The organism is Magnetospirillum fulvum MGU-K5, from assembly GCF_000442515.1.
Lineage (GTDB): Bacteria > Pseudomonadota > Alphaproteobacteria > Rhodospirillales > Magnetospirillaceae > Phaeospirillum > Phaeospirillum fulvum_B.
In genome coordinates this window covers 1-20359 of record NZ_AQPH01000022.1, presented here as the reverse complement: position 1 = coordinate 20359, position 20359 = coordinate 1, and the positions used below count along the sequence as shown (strand labels likewise).

Sequence of the window (20359 nt, the reverse complement as noted above, 5' to 3'; positions counted from 1 at the left end):
AGCACCCGTGATCGGTTGCGTCACGCGAAGTCGCGCCACGGATGCGATCTCTGCTTTGCCTTGGACCAGCTGGTCAGACGCCCGGAAGGGTGGGGCTCAGCGCTCAGGACCAAATCGCCGCCTGCTGATGGTCCATCCGTTTTTCCCCATGCCTGCCAGGCTGAGAATCGCTGGCACGTCGCCCTGGAGCTTGATATCCGTGAGTGATCGGTCTATCTCACCCTCAACGATGTTCCCCTGCCGAGGGCAAAGACTGCTCCGGGCAGCGGTTTGTTCGCGTCTTTGTTGTAATTCTAAGCGCCGGATCCCCCCATCGGCTTTGTGCCTTGACGAGAGGCTTTATCGTCTTTGTCCGAATTCCCCCCCAAGATCGCCGCCGATCCGACCAGTCCGCACCAGCCGGACTCCTCGGGTGCTGCTGTTTCTATCGCCGCTATCGAGAAAGAAACCGGACTGACCAAAGAGGTCGTTCGCAAATGGGAAACCCGCTATGGCTTTCCATGCCCGGATCGTGACGAAAATGGCGATAGAATCTACCCGGCCGAACAAGTCGACCGGCTGCGGCTGATTCGTCGATTGATCGGCGCGGGTCTGCGCCCCGGCAAGGTCGTCGGTCTGGACATGGAAACGCTGGAGCGGATGGTTTGGGAAAGCTCGCCGTCCATGTCCTCTCAACCGACCGACTTTTCGTTGCAAGTCCTCGATACCGTCTTGCAACACGATATTCCTCGCCTCAAAGAACTGTTCAAGCAGCAATGGGGCCGCGACGGTCTGGCCGATTTCATTGGGAAGACCTTATCCGAATTAACCCTCTTCATCGGTGAAGCCTGGCTGCGGGGCGATATCCGGATGTTCGAGGAACACATCTATACCGAGGCGGTGCTGGACGTTCTGCACGATGCGATCCGGACGGTTTCGGGTTCGTCCGGATGGCCCCGCGTTCTGATGTCGACGGCCCCGGGCGAGGTTCACACGATCGGTCTGTTGATGGCCGAAGCGATGTTGTCGATGGAAGGGGCCTCGTGCATCCGCCTCGGCTCGCAGATTCCGATGGCCGAATTGGTTGCCGCCATCACCGCCTGCGAGGTCGATATCGTCGGCTTGTCGTTCAGCATCGCCTATCCCGCCCGCAACGCCACCCAGTTTCTCAACAGCTTGCGCAGTCGGCTCGACCCCTCCGTCGAGATTTGGGTGGGCGGACTGGGGGTAACTCGTCTAAAGCCGATGGCCGGGGTGCGTTTCCTCGACGAGCTTGACGAAATTGGCCCGGCCTTGGCCGGCTGGCGAAGCGAGCACAAAGCTCAGGCTCCGGTTTCGTATGCCGAGACGAGACCTTCGCGCATCGCGTAACGCGTCAGCTCCGCCGTGGTGTGAAGGCCAAGCTTCCGCTTAATGTTGCGGCGGTGAACTTCGACCGTCGAGACGGTGATTCCCATCCTGGCGGCGATTTCGGCGGCTCGGAACCCGTTGGCCAGTCGGCAGAGAACTTCGCGTTCACGCGGGCTGATCACGCTGGGAGGGGGAGTCAGCGCCTTGGCGTCGTCCTGAATGCGCTGGATCATCACCTGGGTCGCCTCTTGCGACAAAAAGCTATGCCCGGCGGCGACGGCGCGAATGGCAGAGATCAGTTCATCGGCTCCGGCCGATTTGACGACATAGCCCCGCGCCCCGGCCTTCAGCATTTCCTCGATATACAGCCGGTCTGCATAGCCGGAGAGGGCGATAACGCGGACGGCGGGATATAATTTGGCGACCTTGCGGGCGACATCGATGCCATTGATATCGTGAAGGCCGATATCGAGCAGAAGAACATCGGGACAGATTCGGGTCAGGATCGACAGAGTCTCTTCGCCCGTGCTGGATTCGCCGATGATGGCGATATCGGTTTCGGCCTCTAGCGGCACCCGCAAGGCCTCGCGGAACATTCGATGATCGTCGGCGAGAATCACGCGAATCGGTGTCATGCTCCCTCCGAGGCCGCGGCGGGAGCAGACTCAAGCTGCATGTGCAGGGTCACCACGGTTCCTCCCCCCGGATTGCTGTCGATCGTTACCGCCCCTTTCAGGAAGGCAATGCGTTCGCGCAGGCTGCTCAGTCCAAACCCTTTGGGCGAATGAGTCGCCCCGCGAGGGTCCGTCATGCCGATGCCTTTGTCTGCGACCGTGATAACGATCTGACTATCGTCGCGCTGCACCCTGACCTCGGCGCGGTCGGTCCGGGCGTGTTTCGAAACATTGATCAACAACTCGCGCACCGCACGAAACAAGATCGCCGATTGTGCCCCGCTAAGAGGTTTCGGCGCCCCGTCATCTTCGACCGTGACGTTCAGGCTGTAGATCCGCCGCATCTCGTCGGCCAACCAGCCCAGCGCGGGAACCAGCCCGAGATCCTTCAGCACCGGCGGGCTGAGTTGAGAGGTCAGCGACCGAACCATCCCGCTTGCCTCGGACAGGATTGCGTTCATGTCCGCGATCAGGCTTTCGGAAAAGCAGCCGTCGCGCAGGGATTTTGACAGCGTGCCCAGCTTGATCTTGGCGACATGTAGCATCTGGCCGAGATCGTCATGGAGATCGGCGGCGATGGCTTGACGCTCTCGTTCCTCGGCCAGGGTGGTTTTGACCGCCAATTGGCGCAATTGCTCGGTGCGTTCGATCACGCGCTGTTCCAGCTTGCGCCCTTGCTCGGCCAGTTGAAGATTGATCGTCTTGATCCTGGCCTCGGCTTCCATCCGTTCGGTGATATCGCGGGCAATGCCGAGCACGCCGATCAAAGCTCCCGAATGATCGAGCATCGGGGTCCGGATTGTCGCCATGAAGGCCCGGTGTCCATCATGGGCAAAGGTCATGGTTTCGTCGCTGATACAGGGTCGACCGGCGGCAATGGCGGCGCGATCTTTGTCGCGGAAAAGCGCCGCCTGCTCTTCGTCGAGAAAGTCGCGATCGGACTTGCCGACGATCTCGGCGGCCGTCGCCCCGAGAAACAGGGCGAATGCGGTGTTGCAGGTGAGATAGACCCCTTCGGGAGTCTTCAGCCACACCAGATCGGGAATCGTCTCCAGCAAAGTGCGCAATTGAGTGCGCTCGTTATCAAGGCTGATTTCCATCAGCTTGCGTTCGGTGATGTTCTCGTGCGCGACCACCGCTCCTTCGCACGGCGCGATCATCGGATAGACGTTCATTCGGAACCAGCGGGGGGTGTCGGGGGAGTCGCACAAATAATCGAGAACGAAATGATCGGAGGTCTTTTTCAGAATCGATTCAATCCCGGCCCAGGCATCAATCGCAATTCTGCTATCGGCCTGATCGGTCGAGGCAATACAGATGTCGCGGTAGCTGAACGACGTCGAATTCTCGGCCAGCCACGCCGCCTCATTGTTTTCGGCGAATTGGCACCAAGCCTTGTTGACCGAAACGATGCGGCCTTGCGGATCAAGAACACAGATATGTTCCGGAATCGAATCAAGGATGGTCTTGGTGAAAGCCTCGCTTGCCCTTAAGGCTCTTTCCGCGTTCTTTCTTTCGGTGATGTCGAGATTGACCGCGACATAGTGGGTGACGATTCCGTCCGGATTTTTAACCGGAGCGATGTGGCTTTCCTCCCAATACAGCTCGCCGTTCTTGCGCCGGTTCAGCAGTTCGCCGCTCCAGATGTCGCCGTTCATCAACGTGTTCCACAGCGCCAGGAATGTTTCCCGCGACGTTTCCTGCGACTGGATAATGCGGGGATTCTTGCCGATCACCTCGGCGGCGCTATATCCGGTAACCTCGGTGAAGCGCGGATTGACGTACTCGATCTTGGCGTCGAGATCGGTGATCACCACCGAAGCGGGACTTTGCTCGATCGCGGTCGAGAGTTTCCGGAGCGATTCCTCCATCTGGCGGCGCGCGGTGATGTCCCGTTCGATCGAAATCAATTGCGCGACCTGGCCGGTGCGGTCGAGTACGGGAAGGATATCCATATCGACCCAGAACGGCTTGCCGTCCTTGGTTTGTCGCAACACCTCGACCCGAACCGCTTCGCGCCTGGCGAATTGCTCGCCGATGCGGGCAAGGTCGGCGGCCCCGGTCTTGGGGCCGAACATGATGTCAGCCCGCATTTCCGTCAGTTCTTCGGCGTTAAAGCCGCTTAATCGCTCGAAGGTTTCGCTGACCCACAGGATTTTCTGGCTCTGGCCCGGCTCGAAATTCGGCTCGGTCACCAAGATCGCCTCGTTGACGCGGGACAGAACGGTCTGAAGGATATTCAATTCGGCTTTATAGCGGTGCTGGACTTCGATTTCGATCAACGAGCCCAGTTCGCCCGCAGAATCCAGTTCCGCCTGACTCCAGGCCTGACATTGGCCGCGAATGTTCTGAAGAAACTGCGCGAATGATTTCCGGGGCGAGATGCGCCCGCTTTCATCGACAAAATGGGCGTGCTCGGGATCACCGGCCCAGCGTATTGAGTGATAGCGCTCGTTGCGAAACCAGATCATCGTGATATCGGGACGATCTCGCAGCGAGACGAAGATCGCTCCCGCCACCCCGTCATTGCATTCGGGCGCGCCCAGATCGTGGGTCAGGGCACTGGAAGCGAAGAAGGTCGGGTCGGTCTGCAATGCCCGGCGCCGTGTCTGTAAGTCCCGGATGCGGTCCGCGTCGGGGGTTACTCCCATCGTCTGGATCGAGTCATCAACCAGCAGGGCGAAGCCGTCGGCACCCACCACTTCAAGCAGGTCAGCCCGGCTTTCGTGCTGCATCAGGGATTTGAAATCATGCACCCCCATCGCATCGACCAGCCGACGGCGGTGCAGGGCCAAGCCATATTCCCGCTCGCGCCGTTGCCGGATCTGGGTCGCCTCGATCAAGGCGGCGATGTCTTCGAACATCCAGCCCAGCGTGTCGCGCTCGGCCGGACCGAAGAACCGGGTCTCTCGCGTGTTCTGGCACGAGACCAGCCCCCACCAATCCCCCTTCGACCACCAAGGCCCCGACCATCGTCGAACGGACCGCCATGTTGGTGAGGTACTCGATATGGATCGGCGAAACACTTCTCAGGCACGACCGTCCCAGATCGATCGAGCGAGCTTCACGCCGGGCGATCAGGCCCGAGGGGGTGTAGCAGACGTCGGGGATCATCCGCACTTTGCTTAATTGGAACAATTCCCTGGCCTGACGAGGAATGTCGCTGGCCGGGAAATTGAGCCCCAGATAGGGTTCGATGTCGTCGGCGCGGGCTTCGGCGATCACCGCGCCGTTCCACGCTTCGTCGAAGCGATACAGCATCACCCGATCGAATCCGGTGATGTCGCGGATCATCTCGGTCGCGCTCTGCGTGATCTCGGGAATGTCGTTCAGCCGACGCAGATGGGCCAGATCGCGGCGGCAATTATAGATCAAACGCCGGATCGTCGCCGCGTCCTGGTGAGCGGCTTCGATATCGACGACGATCAGACCGGCATCGTTCATGCTGGAGCGGGCATAGAACGCTGTTCCGTTGATCTCGAGGGGAACCAGTGGCTCCAATCCCTCGGTCTGAGGGGCGAGCAGGGCGGTTTCGGCCTCCCACCCGACGACCAGACCGATCCGACGGCCAAGCAAGCTTTCGGCCGACAGGCCCAGCATCGTCTGACATGAATCGCTGGCGGCCTCGATGGTTCGCTGGTCGCTGTCCAGGACCAACAAGGCACCGTGCGGTTGAACCGCCCCGGGATAGCGGATCGGCTCGGTCTCGCACGAGGACGTATCAAGGGGACTCATCGCGCCTTCTCACTGGTCGCTTGAACCGAGACGGAAGAAGCCTATCACGCGGCTCCCGCCGAAACCTCAAGGTTCGCCGACGGGCTGCCATTTCGTGCGGCCATGGCGCGGGCGTTGTCCAAGGTCTGATTCAAAGCGGCACACCATTGCGCCGAAAAGCGAGTGGGATCGCCCAGCCACACCACCAGACTGGGGACTGCTTTGGTGATGCCGCAACACTCGTCACAAACGGCGCTGACCAGCATTTCTCCGCCATGTGCCAGTCCGCCGCCCGAATTGGCCGCGAACGTCGCGGCCAGCGTTTCAAAATCGGTTTGGGAAACCCAGTCGTGCCGGGCTTCGCGCAGAACCTCCGCCGCCTTGAGCAGCTTACGATATTTGATACGGCGCTTAGGGATCGCGGCCGATAATTCTTCGTAGAGCAGGTCGAGATGGCTCTCCAGCAGCCAGCGGGGCATCCCGCGCGACGCGAGCAGAACACCAAGCCATTTAATCTGCTGGATCACGTAAGCCAGGGGATGAGAGGCCAGCGTCACCATATAGCCGCCATCCGAGCGCGAAAACGCTTCCCCGCGCTCGGCATAGCGCGCCATGAAATACGGGTTGGCCTCGTAGCACCGAGCCGCCGCTCTTAACGCCGCGTCGATTTCCCGACCATCACACGGCAGAGGGGTAATTCCCGCATTTTCGTTGTAAAGAGGATTGGTCTTATTCGGCACAACAAAGTCACCAAATAATTCGGGATCCTCTTGAAATTAGACCTCCGTTCCGATCCTATCAATTCCCAGATATTGCTAAAAACAATACCTACTTCTTGGTAGAGGCTGATCCGGTGCCGTGGCTTTCCTGCCAACGCCGATCGGCCAGGGATTCGATCTCGCCGAAAAAGCGCGTTGCCGCATGGATGGTCGCATCGGCATCAAGCGGCCCCAAGCGTTCGGCCAAGGCCCAGAAGTTTAGCCAGTCGCGTTCCTCCTGCTGACCATCGAAAAAGCGGGTGACGGACTTACATTCGGACGGAAGACGCTCGATCAAGGGAGCGAGAATCGCCCGGGCGCCGAGCGATCCACCCTCGATCACATAACGCATGCCGATATATTCGGACGGGGAGGCGGGGGGCTGTCCGGACCAGACCGACCCAATTGCGGACTGGGTGATTTCCGTCCGGCCCAGGCGGTCGAGATCGGCGGCGAGCCAAGCGCTGCGCGGCGGGGGCACCGCATCGGGATCGTTCAGAAACGCCGCGAACGCCCGCTCGCTTGGGGCATGGAAGCTATACAGCGCCAGCAGGGCATCGCCATAAAGGCGGGCGGTCAAATCGCCCCGGACCAGCGGAGCCATCAAAGGGCGGTGGTCAATGCGGTGGTGTGGCGCCTTGGTTGCATCGCGCAATCTTGGGCGCAAATCATTATAGAGGGAATCCCCTGTCGTCATTCGTCGCGTCCCATCCTCGGGTCAGTGTCAAAGACGTCGATCCGAATGCGGGGGATACCCCACGCATTCGTTTCAGTCTGTCTTAGACATCTTCGGCGTCCCTTGACGGGAAATCCATCGGACAATTGGAGGGAGTTACTTGCCGCCGCTGACCGTCGCCATCAGGCTTTCCTGGTTCGAACGTTCGATCTGAGCCACCAGTTTGGCGGGCAGGCCGTTTTGGGTGGCGGCTGCGGCGCTGGACTGGGCCATTTCAACCGCGCGCGAGGTCAGTTTGCCGTTCGACAGGGTCAGGTCGTTGCCCGCCGCTTCCAGCGCGCTGAACGTCCCCTGATAACGCTGCCACACCGCACTGCGGGCGGCGTCGCTGCCCGCCGCCTGATAATCGGCGGCATAGGGGGTATATTCGGTGCCAAGCGCCTGCATCAACTCGGTGCTCGCAATCTTGCGATATTGGTTGGCGAGCTTGTAGTCGTTGGCGAACAGGGCGTCGATCTTCTCCTTATCGGGGGTGCCGTCCTTGGCCACCACCGCGCCGGAACTGTTGGTGGTTAAGGCAATCGGGTTCGACGTGTCGATTCCGGCCGCCTGCAACCGTTGGGTCAAGTCCCTGGCGTAATCCTGCTTTTCCTGGGGCGTCGCCAACAAGGCGGCGCTTCCCCGCGCCAGGGTGTCGGCGAACGATTCTTCGGGCTCGGTGGTTTTGCTGGTGCGGTTGGTCTGGGGAAACGCGGAATACCCGCGGGCGGAATCAACGGACAGATTAACGCTCACGGGTGTTCTCCCCTCGTGCTGCGGCTCGGCAAAATCTGCCTTTTGGGCAAAATTTGCTGGTCAATGGTGTGGCGGGAAAGGCGGCTTTGCGGCCCCTTTCCCTGCATTGACGGAGGACAAAGCAATCCGCGTGCCTGTTACGGGGGGCGGACGAAGCGAAAAGAGGGGGTCAGGCCAGGCCGATCTGTCGGAGCAGCGATGCGTTTTCCGTTTCCCACTCATGGCGGGCCTGACGGACGGCCCGATAAACCGCTTTGGTGAGGTGACGGCCGATTGCGGTGTGCAGACCTGCATAATCTTGACCTCTGGCGGCAGGCGGGCAGGCGACCAGGATGCAATCGGTGCCGGTGCCGACGATCCGTCCCCCTTCCGCGAGCAGGGCGGCGGTTCGCGCGGTTGCCGCCAGCGCCAGCGCCTCGAGCAACGCTCCGTCGCCAAGCGGCTCCGACAGCGCCACCAGCAGATTGATGGTGCCAACCGGAAACGCTCCGACCGGACCGGACGGCTGGCCCTGTTCGTCCAGGATCGACCCGTTGGTCAGCCCCAGCGTGACCAGGGACTCGGCCCGTATCGACTCGTCGGCCGAAGCCGCGACGCAAAAGCGACGAACATCGCGGGCCGTCATCAGACCGGCTGCGTTGTCCAATCCCTGTTCGGCCAGCCTGCGGTTAAGCAGATCGAGCGGATCGACGCCGAGCGGCAGGTCGGCATCGCGCACCTCAAGCCACGCCACCGTGTCCGCTATCGTCAGGCCGGGACGATTGAGTGACCAGCCCGCGATCCGGAACAGGCCCGGCAGGCGGGCGATCAGCCAGGGCGGAGACAAGGTGATGTTGAGCAATCGGGTCATGGCCGACCGCTTTGTCATGGGGCCGGGGCGGGCGCAAGCCTGCCTGAACGGTATAGTCCAACCTTCCACCTTGACCCCTCAACCGCAAGTGACGGATTGTGGGAGCGTGTTGGTTCCTCGGTTTGCCCCGAGGAGGAAAGAGGGAACGAGGTGACGCCCGGTTTGGGCCGATGCCTCGGCTGCCCCCGCAACTGTAAGCGGCGAGTCCGCGTCCATCATGGTCACTGGGAAACTGGGAAGGCCGGACGCCAAGGGCATTGACCCGCAAGCCAGGAGACCTGCCGACACAGTCACCCAACCGGTGGGCGGGGCGTACCACACGGAGCGGTCTTTCGCAGCGGTGACGTCGTTTCCGATGCGAAAGCCGGGTGGGACCTCCCCGCGTGACTTTCGGCTGTTTGAACAGCATGGCGACGGGCTTTGTCCGTGCCTGTTTGTCTGGTCGGTTGTCTTGCTCCAAGGGCAGGCCGCCCCCAGCGCGTTCGCATCGGTTCTTGCCACTGTGCCCCACCCGTCGCCGACGGCGGGGGCGAGACCGATGGATTGCGTCTTGATGAAAACGACCCTTGTTCCCTGTCGCGACGGCCTGACGATCATGGCGGGGATGCTTGCCGTGCTGGGCGGCCAGCCCGCCCTTGCCGACGACGATACCCCTGTCACCTTGCCCGACACCCTGGTCACCGCCAGCCGATTGGGCGAGGGCGTCACCGGGGCCTCGACCACGGTGATTACCGCCGCCGAAATCGAACGCTCGCCCGGCCAGACGATCCCCGAGATTCTCGCCCGCGTGCCCGGTGTTCAAATCCGAAGCAATTTCGGCGGGGTCAACAGCGCCCAGACCACGATCGACATGCGCGGCTTTGGTGCCGCCGCGACGTCCAACACCCTGATCCTGGTCAATGGTCGCCGCCTTAACGACGTTGATATGTCGGCGGTCGATCTGAGCGCGATTCCGCGCGATTCGATCGAGCGGATCGAGGTGATCCACGGTAATGCCGGTGCGGTGCTGTATGGTGACGGCGCGGTCGGTGGTGTCGTCAACATCATCACCAAGAATGCGATCAACACCCCCAATCAGGTCCGGGCCGAAGGTGCGATCGGCTCGCTTGGTCATCGCGAGGCCAGCGGTGGAATCACCCGGCGAATCGGCGATACCGCGCTGTCGCTGAACGGGTCGCAGATCACCTCGGACGGCTATCGCGACAACAACAACCTGAAGCAGCGCAGCGTGGCGGGGGAAATCCGCCAAGGGCTGGATAGCGGCGAACTGTACCTCAACCTGTCGGCCGACGATCAGAAACTCGGTTATCCCGGTGTCGTGTCACAGGCACAGCGGGTTGTCGGCAACCGCCGCGGCACCGCTACTCCTGAGGATTACGGCGACAAGCAGGGCGTCAACGCGACATTCGGCGGCCGCTTTGACCTCAGCCCCGGTCTGGAACTGGTTGCCGACGCCGGTATCCGTCACAAGGACCAGCAATCGGGCCTGTTCTGGCAAGGTTTCGGTTATTCCTACACCGACACCGCACTGACCACCGTCTCGCTCACGCCGCGTCTCAATGGCGAGGGTACCTTGGGCGGTCTTGGTAACCGCTTCACTGCCGGTCTCGATTATTATCATTCGCTCTACGATTCGGACCGGTCGGCAACCAAGACTTCCACCCCCACCGACCGTTACCGCCTCCAGCAGCGCTCGCTTGCGCTGTACGGCCAGGACACCCTGGCGGTGCGGTCCGACACTGACCTGTCGCTGGGTGCCCGTGTCGTCCGGGTCGATGTCAGCGGGGTCGATCGTTCGCTTCCGGGCAGTGCCGGGGCCAATCCGCTTTCCGACATCGAATACAATTATGCTGCCCATCTTGGGATCGAGCATCGCCTGACTGACGCCGTCACTGTGTTCGGCCGGATCGGGCGCAGCCTGCGCCTGCCCAACGTCGATGACCGGGTCGGCACGGCCCCCAATGGGATGGGGATCACGGCGCCGATGCAGTTGAAGACCCAGACCTCGCGCGATATCGAAGCCGGATTGCGCGGTCAGGTCGGGCGGCTCGATTGGCGGGCCAGTGCCTATGCGATGGATCTGAACGACGAAATTCACTTCGACCTTGTGCGTGGGGTTAATCTCAACCTCGACCCCACCCGCCGCTATGGGATCGAGACCAGTCTGGGCTATCGCCTGACCGACACGGTGCGGCTCAAGGCGGGCGGGGCCTATACCCAGGCCAAGTTCCGCGATGGGCGTTACGAGGGTAACGACGTGCCGCTGGTGGCGCCCTGGACCGCGACCGGCGGGGTGTCGTGGGACGCCTGGGACAAGTATGTCGTGCTTGATCTCGATGCCCGATATGTCGGCCGCAGTCGGATGGATAACGATCAGGCCAATTTCCAGCCGCTGGCTGCCGATTACACCCTGGTCGATCTGCGGATCGGTGGCACGATCGAGCCGGTCGATTGGTCGTTCACGGTCCAGAACCTGGGCGATGTCGAATATGCCGACCTCCATTACGCCAGCACCAGCACCTATGGCGCTTACAGCACCTATACGATGCCGGGGCGGACGATGATGGGCCGCCTGGGAGTCCGGTTCTGATCGCCAAGCCCCTTTTTCTGGCCGGACTTCTGTCCCTGGCGGCGGTCTCCGCCGCCGGGGCGGACCTGCCGCCGCCGCAACGGATCGTCAGCGCCAATCTGTGCACCGACCGTCTGGTGCTGGCCCTGGTCGGGCGTGACCGGGTCGCGGCGGTCAGCCGCTTTGCCGCCGATCCCGTCGCCTCGACGGTGGCGGCGCAGGCGGCGGGGCTGGCGGTGACGACGGGCGAGGTTGAAGACATCCTGGCCCGCGCTCCCGATCTGGTGGTGCTGGGAGCCTACAACGCCACCACCACCGCCCCAATGCTGCGTCAACTCGGGATTCAGGTTCATGTCCTCGCCCCAGGCAACGGGATCGCGGAAACGCTGGCAGCGATCCGGGATCTAGCCCGCGACCTTGGCTCCGAGGCGGCGGGAGAGGCGCTGGTCGCGACAATCGAAACCGGGCTCGCCACCCAGCCTCATCCTGAGCACAGGCTGAAGGCCGCGATCTATCAAGCCGGGGGGTGGAGTGCTGGGCGCGGCACCACCGCCGACGATCTGCTCCGCGCCGTGGGGATGGACAATATTGCCGCCGAGGCCGGACTGGTGGGCTTCGCCTCCTTGCCGCTGGAAACCCTGGCAGCCGCCGGTCCCGATCTGATCGTTGTCGAATCGATGGGAGAAGAGGCTCCCTCGATCGCGGGCGAAGTGCTGCGCCATCCGGCTCTTGCCGCAGGAGGCGCACGACGGGTCACTGTGCCGATGCGGTTGTGGGCCTGTCCCGATGTCGCCCTGATCGAGGCGGCGGCGTTGATTGCTGGAGCAGGCCGATGAAACGTTATTGGACCGAAATCGCCCTGGTCTTCTTGCTGCTGCTGCTGATCGTGGCCTCGGCGGCGGTCGGTCCCACCGCGCTGATGCCGTGGGACAGTTTCTCCGCCGACCCGGTTCGGGCGACGCTGGCGCGCACCGTTACGATCGATATCCGCCTGCCGCGTACGGTGCTCGCCGTGCTGGCCGGGGCCTCGCTGGGGCTGTCGGGTGCGGTGCTGCAAGGGTTGATGCGCAACCCGCTGGCCGATCCCGGCGTGATCGGGGTGTCGTCGATGGCGGCGCTGGGGTCGGTGCTGGCCTTTTATTTCGGGCTGTGGTCGGTGGCGGGCGGCGGCATCGTTGGCGCTTTGTGCGCCGCCCTTTTGCTGATGATCCTGGCCGGACGTGCTCCGGGGATCCTGACCTTGATGCTGGCCGGGGTGGCGCTGTCCAGTCTGGCCGTCGCTTTGACTGCGCTGGCCCTTAACCTTGCTCCGTCGCCGCTGGCAGCCTACGAGATCATGGTCTGGCTGATGGGATCGGTCGCCGACCGTTCGTGGACCCATGTCGAGACGGCGGCTCCGTTCATTCTGGTCGGCTGGGGCTTGCTGTTCGCCACCGGGCGGGGGCTGGCCGCGCTGGCGCTGGGCGAGGACGTCGCCCGTTCGCTCGGTATCAACCTGGGGCGGCTGCGGATGATGGCGATTGTCGGCACCGCCGGCTGTGTCGGCGCGTCGGTCGCGGTGACCGGCAGCATCGGCTTTGTCGGGCTGGTGGTGCCGCATCTTCTGCGCCCGCTGGTCGGTCACGATTCCCGCCGCTTGCTGCCGGTCAGCGCCCTGGGCGGCGCAATCCTGCTGCTGGCCGCCGACATTGTGATCCGGCTGGTTGCGGTTGGTCCCGAATTGAAATTGGGGGTCGCGACCGCCCTGGTCGGAGCCCCCTTCTTCCTGACACTGGTACTGCGGATGCGGGGGCGGTCATGAGCGCCCTGGTCTGGGAGACGGTCAGCCTGCGCCGAGGCAATGCCCTGGTTCTCGACGAGATCGCGCTGCGGCTGGAACCGGGCGAGGTTCTCGGTCTGGTCGGACCGAACGGAGCCGGAAAAAGCACGGCGCTACGCTGTGCCGGCGGGTTGGAACGGCCCACGGCCGGGCGCATTACCGTCGGCGGAGTTCCGCTTGATCGTCTGGGAGCCTCGGCCCGGGCGCGGGCGGTGGCCTTTCTTCCGCAACAGACCGAGGCGGTGTGGCCGATCCCGGTCGAGGCGGCGGTGGCCTTGGGGCGGCTCCCCCATGGTGGCGGGGCGACGCCGCAGGATCGCGACGCGGTGGACAAGGCGCTGGAGGCGGTTGGGATCGCATCGCTGCGCCACCGCTCGATCACCGCTCTGTCAGGGGGAGAGCGGGCGCTGGCCCTGTTCGCCCGGACCCTGGCGGTGGAGTCCGATCTGCTGCTGCTCGACGAGCCCTGCGCCGCGCTCGACCCGCAACACCGGCTGGCGGTGATGGATCTGCTGGGGCGGCTAGCGGCCGAAGGACGCGGTATCGCGGTGGTTCTGCACGATCTGGCGCTGGCGGCGCGGTTCTGTCACCGCGTCGCCGTGCTGTGTCAGGGGCGGTTGCTGGCGGTGGGACCGACCGAGGCAACCTTGTCGGATGAGGTGCTGGCTCAGGCATTCGGTATCCGTGCCCATCGCGGTCGGATCGGGGCCGAATCTCTGCTGATCCCGTGGGAGCAGGTTTCTGGGCCAAATCCAACGGGGGCAGGGCGATGAATCTCAGCCAGCAGCCTTATCCACCCTGGCGTGGACTGGCCGCGTCGCTGATCCTGCACGCCGGGTTGTTTGGCGGCTTTGGTCCCTGGTCCGTTTCGTCGGGGGACGAGGCTCCTGCCCCGGTAATGGTCGAACTTGTATCGTTTCCCGAGGCACCGGTCGCCGCCGCGTCTCCTACGGTGGCTGCCGCTCCCGTGGCTGTTCCCCCCGCTGCGACCCAATCCACTCGCCCGGTGCGTGCCACCCGTCCGGCCTCGGTACCGGCTCGGACACCGCCGCCGATCCGGCACGAGGTCGCAGCGTCAGAGGAGCCACCGCAGGGAGGAGACCCCGCATCGTCCGCGACCGGAACGACGGGGGCGGGAGGCGGCGAGGGAGCCGCCGTCGTCGCTACGGCAAACGGCCTTTCTTCCGCGCCGCCGGGCTCATCCGATCCCGTCGCGATGGCAGGAAATCCGCCGCCGCTTTATCCCATGAGCGCGCGGCGGATGGGGCGCGAGGGGCGCACCGTCCTGTTGGTCACTCTGTCGGCGTCTGGCGAGTGTGTCGAGGTCAGTGTGGCGGACAGCAGCGGCACCCCCTCCCTTGACGAGGCCGCGATCACAGCGGTCAAGACGTGGCGATTTCATCCGGCAACTCGCAACTCTGCGCCGGTTCCAGCGACGTTGCGGGTGCCGGTCCAGTTTAGCCTCAACAGCGGATTATCGGGCTTGCCGGTCGTCGGACAGCGGTGAGGCGGTCATTAGAGACGGGAAAGGAACATGATGAAGACCATTCTTCTGATCGGTATTGGCCCGGGCGATCCCGACGCCTTGACCCTGGCTGCGATCAAGGCGATCAGTCGCGCCGACGTGTTCTTCTTTCTGGAAAAGGAAGGGGAGGGCAAAGACCAACTGATCCGCTTTCGCCAGCAAATTTTGCAAACCCACCGGGGCGACCGTCCCTATCGCACTGCCTCTGCGGCTCTGCCCCAGCGCGACCGGGACGCCAACGGCTATGTCGGTGCGGTCCAAGAGTGGCACCGCCGTCGCACCGAAATCATCGGAACGCTGATCGACACCGAGATGTCCGACGGCGAAACCGCCGGGCTGCTGATCTGGGGCGATCCAGCGCTGTATGACGGGACGATCCAGCATCTGCGCGATCTGATCGAGTCGGGTCGGAACGATCTTTGTTTCGAGGTCATTCCCGGCATCACCTCGGTCCAGATGCTGGTTGCCCGTCACAAAATCCCGCTCAACCGGATTGGCGAAAGCATCACCATCACCACCGGCCGCCAGATCGAACAGGCCGATCCCGCCTCGATCACCAATGCAGTGGTGATGCTGGATTCGCGTTCGGCCTTCCGTCGGTTGGAAGGCTCGGGCGAGGTCGATATCTATTGGGGCGGCGATGTCGGCGGCCCTGACGAACGCTTGATCTCCGGTCCGCTCGACGCGGTTGCCGATCAAATTGACGCCGCTATCGCTTTGCAGCGTGCCCGCAAGGGCTGGATCATGGACAATTATCTGCTGCGCCGCCGGACTGTATCATCGGAGACAGATCGGTGACACTCCCCGCCCTGGGCACGATCACGGCATGGGAGGGCAAATTCGTCCGGCCGGGTTATACCCCCAGAATCCGGCGTTCCAGCTCGATCAGCGTAAGCAAGGCGTCACTCATGACGGGGGCGATAGCAGTACCTTGCCGCTCATCCCGGCAGAGAGTTCGGGAAACCGCCCGCCGATGGCTCCGGTGATCCGTACCGATTGGCTGACCGGATCGATACGCGCCCCCACGTGGGTCAGCTTGACCGGATAGCTTTTCCCGGTCTCGTCGATGGCGACCTGAAAGCTATGGCCTGGCTTCAACCAGACCAGCCATTTGCTGGGGACCACGAAATCGAGTTCCAGCACCGAATCGTCAAGAATGTCCAGCAAGGCTTGACCGGGCTGAGCAAATTTTTGGTTGCGCACCTTCTGCTCGACCACCCGGCCGTCGAACGGAGCTGGGATCGATCGGACACCTCGAAGAACCGATTTTTGGGACGGTTTGGACGGGAAAATGGGGTGACCGCGCTGAACTCTGGGGCGATTTCGGTCTAAAGCCGAGGTGTTTGGGCCGTTACGGCCCCCTCTTCTCGGCCCCGGGGCCGTCATGCGGGCGAAGTTCTCCCGTCCCACCAGACCAGGCGGCGCATGTTGTAGACGAGATTGTCCATGCCGATCTTGGTCTTGGCCCTGGCGATGCCGATGGTGCGGACGAAGAGGGCAATCGGCGCCTTGTCCGCCAGCCCCAGGCCGAGAAAGCGTTTGAACGTCAGGCGGTCATTGATCATGAACTCCGCTTGGTCGTCGGAGAGGTTGTACAGCGCCTGAAGCACCAGGATCTTAAACATCAAACCGCGTCATGCGGCGGACGGCCGCCACGGGCTCTGTCGCTGCGGTTCAGCGCCTTGTCCAGCCGGTAGCGAAACGCCTCGAAGCTCACCACCCTCAGCAGCTTCTCCTGCGGGTCGCCCGCCTTCGACAATTCCGCATACCGATCCTCAAGATCGAAGAGCCCAGGCTGCCGACTCATTGCCTCCTCCAACACAACCATAGGCTGATTGAATCAGCAGACCCCGCTCAGGGCAAGGGTTTTTCGAGGTGTCCAGGCGACCGGAATCTGAGTAAGGTGTGTCTACGGCTGTCAGGGCAGGTAAAATGTTTCTTTATTTGTACGATTATTTGGTGCGTTTTTGTCTTGTTCTGTTTTGTGTTCCAATTATTTCTCTGGTCACATTAAGAATGGCGAGTGCCGAAAGTTTTAAAACCAATGAATACTTGAGCGGCACTGGGTTAAATTTTATTCGCGCCGCCGATGCATACGCCCTGGGATATACCGGTGCAGGCATCACGCTGGGCATGATTGACACTTCCGTACGCGGCGACCACCCGGAGCTGGCTGGCAAAGTCGTGATGATGGCCTTGCCGTTCGATACGACCACGGGTCAGACATACGTGCCAAACTGGGCATATGATACGCATGGCAGCCATGTGGCGGGCATTATGGCAGCCCTGCGCAATGGTGTTGGTATGCACGGTGTGGCTTTTGACGCCAACCTCGTTTCGGCGGTCATACTTGGGACAGCATCGGGGAGTAACGAGAACCTTGTTCCGCCTGATTTGTTGAGCCTCTTTGCTGCGCATCCGGAGATTCGCGTCATCAACAACAGTTGGGGCTCGGATTTTTACCCATCGCTTGACCCTCTCAAAGACATTCCCGCAGATGTCATATCTGGCCAGGATGGTGAGATCAGAGCACTTCGCAAACTCAGTGACGATTACGGCAAGGTCATTGTGTTTGCCGCCGGCAACAACAGCATGATAGCCCCCAATGTTGAGGGCATGATGCCGCGTTATGCGCCGGATCTGACAGGCTGGATCAGCGTAGTTTCTCTTAATACAGCCGGGATCACCACAGCGACGGACGGAACACGTACCATTGGTCCGTCTGGGGTCAGTTATTTCAGCAATCTTGGGAGCAAAGCCTATCTTTGGACCGTTGCGGCACCCGGCAGCAACATCATTTCGCTCAATGCCACCACGAACGGCTATATGCAGAAAAGTGGCACCAGCATGGCGGCGCCCTATGTGAGCGGCACTGTGGGCCTGGTGGCGCAGGCTTTTCCCTGGATGACCGGCAAGCAGTTGGCTGATGCTGTATTGACCACAGCGGATAGTACTTTTATAGCGCCAACGCACCTTGTTCAATATACATCTGATGATGGCCGTAATCCAAATAAGGTTATTATTACCGTTATAGATCACAGTGTTCCCACTCCGAATGATGTGACAATCAAACAGTGGATTGAACAAGTTTATCAAGGCACGACGGCAGATGCTTTGAAAGCGTTGGTTGATCAGGGCAAGAAGGCAGTGAATGACCTGACCAAGGAAGACGTGTTTGGTCAGGGTCTGCTGGACGCGGGCAAGGCCGTGCGCGGCATCGCCCGGCTGGATGCCAACCGAATGTCAGCTTCGGATGTGGTGGCGTTGCCTGAATTGGCCCCGGGTAATTATGCGCTTGAAACGTTTAACACCAAGGGCTACGTCGCCGAATTCAGCAATGATATCACCCAGCGCCAGTGGAATGACGCCTACCATCACGCCAGTTTTCTGGCTGGTGCGGACGCCACGGCCTTGCGTGGTAAGGATGTGGGCTTGCGAAAAACGGGTGCTGGCCTGCTGGTTCTTAGCGGCGTCAATAGCTATTCCGGGGCAACAGTGGTTGATGGCGGAAGCCTGGCCGTAAGCAAACGGGCAGACGGAAGTGGCGGCGTGCTGCAAAACAGCGATGTGCTCGTGCGCCAGGGCGGTGTATTGCTGGGTGATGGCGCAATACAGAAGAGAGCAGTCAATTCAGGTACTGTTGCTCCAGGCTATCGCGGCCTGACGCTCACAGTAAATGACTACACCCAGACAGGGCAGGGAACGCTGCAAATCGGTTTCAATTCCAGAGACCAATATTCAGTGCTCAGTGCAAATTCTGCAAATCTTGACGGAGCCTTGCGGTTTTCTCCTTCGCCGGGATTTTATGCGGAAAAATATTCAATAAATATCAACAGTGTGCAGGCAACAAGCTCCACGGGCGCATTTAACAGCGTTGGAGTTAATTCCTCTTCACCAACATTGAATTTCAGCGTTGCATCAAGCAATGGCCTCGGGGCGGCCTCATTGGGTCAGCAGCGGGTATCAAGCGCTTACAGCCGCTATGCCGACAGTACCACCACAAGCCGTGTTGGACGCGCTCTTTACCAGATGGCAGGGCAAGCAACAGGCGACATGCAAAACCTGTTTCAGGCTCTGGACTGGAGCGATGCCTCCGGCAGCGACATTGCTCCGGCAATGGAGCAGTTGAGTCCCAACAGTTATGATGCAGTGGCGCGGGCCGGGCTTGAAGCGCAGCGGCAGCTTAATCTGCTTATGGTGCGGCGCTTCTTGGGAGCCAACGGCCAGCAAGGCGCGAGCGGTACTGGCGTGTCCAGCAGTGCTGCTGCTGACAGGCAGGCATGGGCACTGCCTTTTAGCAGCTACAGCAACATGAACGCCAATGGCGGCTCAGCGGGCTTCTCGGCGTCAGGTGCAGGGTCGGCCCTTGGCGTTGACCGCCTGTGGGAGAGCGGATTGACTGCGGGATTTGATCTGGTACTCGCAGGCCGCCGCACGGATATCCATAGTGCGGCTGAAGCAAGGGCAGAAACTCAAGCCGCCTCTGTTGGCGGCCATGCACGCTTTAAGCCCCGCTGGTGGGATGGAGCCTATGCAGTGGGTATGGCACGCGTGGGTTTTGAGGATGTGCAAATGCAGCGGGCCGTGAACTTCAATGGCTACGCGCGCAACCACAACAGCAAATGGACGGGCCTTACCGCAGATACGCTTGTGGGCGGCGGCAAGAACTGGGACTGGGCAACCGCCTGGGGCGGCGTGGAAGCTGGCCCTCTGGCATGGCTGGAGTATAGCCTGAGTTCCAGACCGGGATTTACCGAGGGCGGCTCAGGGGCGTCAGCACTCAGGGTTGATGCCGCCACTTACAACAATCTCTCGTCAGTCTTGGGCGCCCATGCAAATCTTGCCCGCACGCTGGATAATGGCACAACCCTCACATGGGATACTCTGGCTGGCTGGCGGCATGACAGGCTTGACGGAACGTTCAGCAGCAGTGCCAGTTTCAAGGGATACAGTCCAGATTTTGAAAGTCGGTCAGATATGCAGGGCCGGGACGCCATGCTGGTTCATAGCAGCGTGCGCGCGAGCCATATCAGTGGTTTTTTTGCGCAGGTTGATCTTGGATCGGAGTTTTTTCGCCCTCAAAGTTCTTCCTGCTTCGGCAGTTTCAGTTTTGGCCTGGAATTTTAGCGGCTGCTTGCATGGTAATCCCCCCTGGAAATAACGGAATTGTCCTGGACACCCTGCAGGAGGTTACACTCGTCCAGTAACGGAGACGTGGATCATGGAACAGTTTGATTTCTCTGTGCTCGACATCATGACCGAAGCGGACGAATGCCGCTTCATGGACGCCTTCACTCAAGCTCTTAGGAACGATTCCGGCGATGTCGCCAGGGAGCATTTGGCGGCGGGTCGGCCGGTGTATTTTTGGTGACGATCAATTCCCCGATGCCGTCGCCGGTCCCTACGGTGAGGCTGTTCCGATGATCCGACGGGTGCGACGCGCCACGTCACACCTGGTTATCTGTGCCCCGAACAAATTCGGCGATTATGGCCGTTCGCCTCATGCCGCGTTCTGGCGAGGGGCGATGGCGGCAAGATCGGCTTCAATCTGCCGTCGCCGCTCCATCAGTTCGTAGTCGGCTTGTACGCCCATCCAAAACCCGTCAGACAGGCCAAAATAGCGGGCGAGGCGCAGGTCGGTGTCGGCGGT

The 20359-nt window shown here is 61.6% G+C and carries 17 protein-coding genes, 1 pseudogene and 1 riboswitch; of the genes and pseudogenes, 9 read left to right on the top strand and 9 right to left on the bottom strand.

The window, feature by feature from the left end; genetic code table 11:
- Positions 1 to 348: 348 nt before the first annotated feature.
- Positions 349 to 1350 carry a MerR family transcriptional regulator gene (locus K678_RS07690; protein WP_021131898.1) on the top strand — a complete coding sequence of 334 codons (1002 nt, stop codon included), beginning with the start codon at positions 349 to 351 and terminating at the stop codon, positions 1348 to 1350.
- On the opposite strand, the gene K678_RS07685 is transcribed toward K678_RS07690, so the two are convergent.
- The 7 genes from K678_RS07685 to K678_RS07655 form a co-directional block, all read right to left on the bottom strand.
- The gene (locus K678_RS07685) at positions 1302 to 1964 is read right to left on the bottom strand and encodes a response regulator (protein WP_021131897.1); all 663 of its coding nucleotides are present in this window, start codon (positions 1962 to 1964) and stop codon (positions 1302 to 1304) included. The two genes, K678_RS07690 and K678_RS07685, sit on opposite strands and share 49 nt — an antisense overlap.
- Positions 1961 to 4867, bottom strand: a complete 2907-nt coding sequence (locus tag K678_RS17665) for a PAS domain S-box protein (protein ID WP_081673206.1) — start codon at positions 4865 to 4867, stop codon at positions 1961 to 1963. Before K678_RS17665 ends, K678_RS07685 begins: the two co-directional genes overlap by 4 nt.
- Positions 4752 to 5738 (bottom strand): GAF domain-containing protein, encoded by a 987-nt coding sequence (locus tag K678_RS07675; protein WP_021131895.1) that lies wholly within the window; start codon positions 5736 to 5738, stop codon positions 4752 to 4754. The genes K678_RS17665 and K678_RS07675 overlap by 116 nt, the downstream gene beginning before the upstream one ends.
- A 44-nt stretch (positions 5739 to 5782) precedes the next feature.
- Positions 5783 to 6277, bottom strand: a complete 495-nt coding sequence (locus tag K678_RS07670) for a hypothetical protein (RefSeq protein ID WP_155804495.1) — start codon at positions 6275 to 6277, stop codon at positions 5783 to 5785.
- 268 nt (positions 6278 to 6545) lie between these two features.
- Complete coding sequence (locus K678_RS07665) at positions 6546 to 7172, bottom strand: biliverdin-producing heme oxygenase (RefSeq protein ID WP_081673205.1); 627 nt, start codon at positions 7170 to 7172, stop codon at positions 6546 to 6548.
- Between the two features lie 135 nt (positions 7173 to 7307).
- Complete coding sequence (locus K678_RS07660; protein WP_021131892.1) at positions 7308 to 7946, bottom strand: hypothetical protein; 639 nt, start codon at positions 7944 to 7946, stop codon at positions 7308 to 7310.
- A 169-nt stretch (positions 7947 to 8115) separates the two neighbouring features.
- On the bottom strand, positions 8116 to 8796 hold the full coding sequence (locus K678_RS07655) for an adenosylcobinamide amidohydrolase (RefSeq protein ID WP_021131891.1): 681 nt from the start codon (positions 8794 to 8796) through the stop codon (positions 8116 to 8118).
- Positions 8797 to 8889: 93 nt separating this feature from the next.
- Positions 8890 to 9096: riboswitch (cobalamin riboswitch) on the top strand.
- Positions 9097 to 9349: 253 nt separating this feature from the next.
- On the opposite strand from K678_RS07655, the gene K678_RS07650 reads away from it, so the two are divergent.
- The 6 genes from K678_RS07650 to cobF are packed head-to-tail and all read left to right on the top strand — an operon-like array spanning position 9350 to position 15507.
- On the top strand, positions 9350 to 11386 hold the full coding sequence (locus K678_RS07650) for a TonB-dependent receptor (RefSeq protein ID WP_021131890.1): 2037 nt from the start codon (positions 9350 to 9352) through the stop codon (positions 11384 to 11386).
- Positions 11284 to 12201 carry an ABC transporter substrate-binding protein gene (locus K678_RS07645; RefSeq protein ID WP_269210509.1) on the top strand — a complete coding sequence of 306 codons (918 nt, stop codon included), beginning with the start codon at positions 11284 to 11286 and terminating at the stop codon, positions 12199 to 12201. Before K678_RS07650 ends, K678_RS07645 begins: the two co-directional genes overlap by 103 nt.
- Complete coding sequence (locus tag K678_RS07640) at positions 12198 to 13166, top strand: FecCD family ABC transporter permease (protein WP_021131888.1); 969 nt, start codon at positions 12198 to 12200, stop codon at positions 13164 to 13166. The genes K678_RS07645 and K678_RS07640 overlap by 4 nt, the downstream gene beginning before the upstream one ends.
- Positions 13163 to 13957 carry an ABC transporter ATP-binding protein gene (locus K678_RS07635; protein ID WP_021131887.1) on the top strand — a complete coding sequence of 265 codons (795 nt, stop codon included), beginning with the start codon at positions 13163 to 13165 and terminating at the stop codon, positions 13955 to 13957. The genes K678_RS07640 and K678_RS07635 overlap by 4 nt, the downstream gene beginning before the upstream one ends.
- Positions 13954 to 14691 (top strand): energy transducer TonB, encoded by a 738-nt coding sequence (locus K678_RS18160; protein ID WP_081673201.1) that lies wholly within the window; start codon positions 13954 to 13956, stop codon positions 14689 to 14691. The genes K678_RS07635 and K678_RS18160 overlap by 4 nt, the downstream gene beginning before the upstream one ends.
- Before the next feature lie 27 nt (positions 14692 to 14718).
- Positions 14719 to 15507: a precorrin-6A synthase (deacetylating) gene (gene cobF, locus K678_RS07625; RefSeq protein ID WP_021131885.1), complete on the top strand. Its 789-nt coding sequence runs from the start codon at positions 14719 to 14721 to the stop codon at positions 15505 to 15507.
- A 108-nt stretch (positions 15508 to 15615) separates the two neighbouring features.
- Here the strand turns inward: cobF and K678_RS19735 are convergent, their stop codons facing one another.
- Positions 15616 to 16095, bottom strand: coding sequence for an HlyD family efflux transporter periplasmic adaptor subunit (locus K678_RS19735; protein ID WP_269210507.1), 480 nt, complete (start codon positions 16093 to 16095; stop codon positions 15616 to 15618).
- Between the two features lie 110 nt (positions 16096 to 16205).
- Positions 16206 to 16372: pseudogene (locus K678_RS20010) on the bottom strand (transposase); the annotation flags it as partial.
- Between the two features lie 269 nt (positions 16373 to 16641).
- On the opposite strand from K678_RS20010, the gene K678_RS07610 reads away from it, so the two are divergent.
- Both K678_RS07610 and K678_RS18590 read left to right on the top strand, forming a co-directional pair.
- Positions 16642 to 19836 (top strand): S8 family serine peptidase, encoded by a 3195-nt coding sequence (locus K678_RS07610; RefSeq protein WP_081673200.1) that lies wholly within the window; start codon positions 16642 to 16644, stop codon positions 19834 to 19836.
- Positions 19837 to 19930: 94 nt separating this feature from the next.
- Positions 19931 to 20080, top strand: a complete 150-nt coding sequence (locus tag K678_RS18590) for a hypothetical protein (RefSeq protein WP_155804494.1) — start codon at positions 19931 to 19933, stop codon at positions 20078 to 20080.
- Positions 20081 to 20359: the final 279 nt, after the last annotated feature.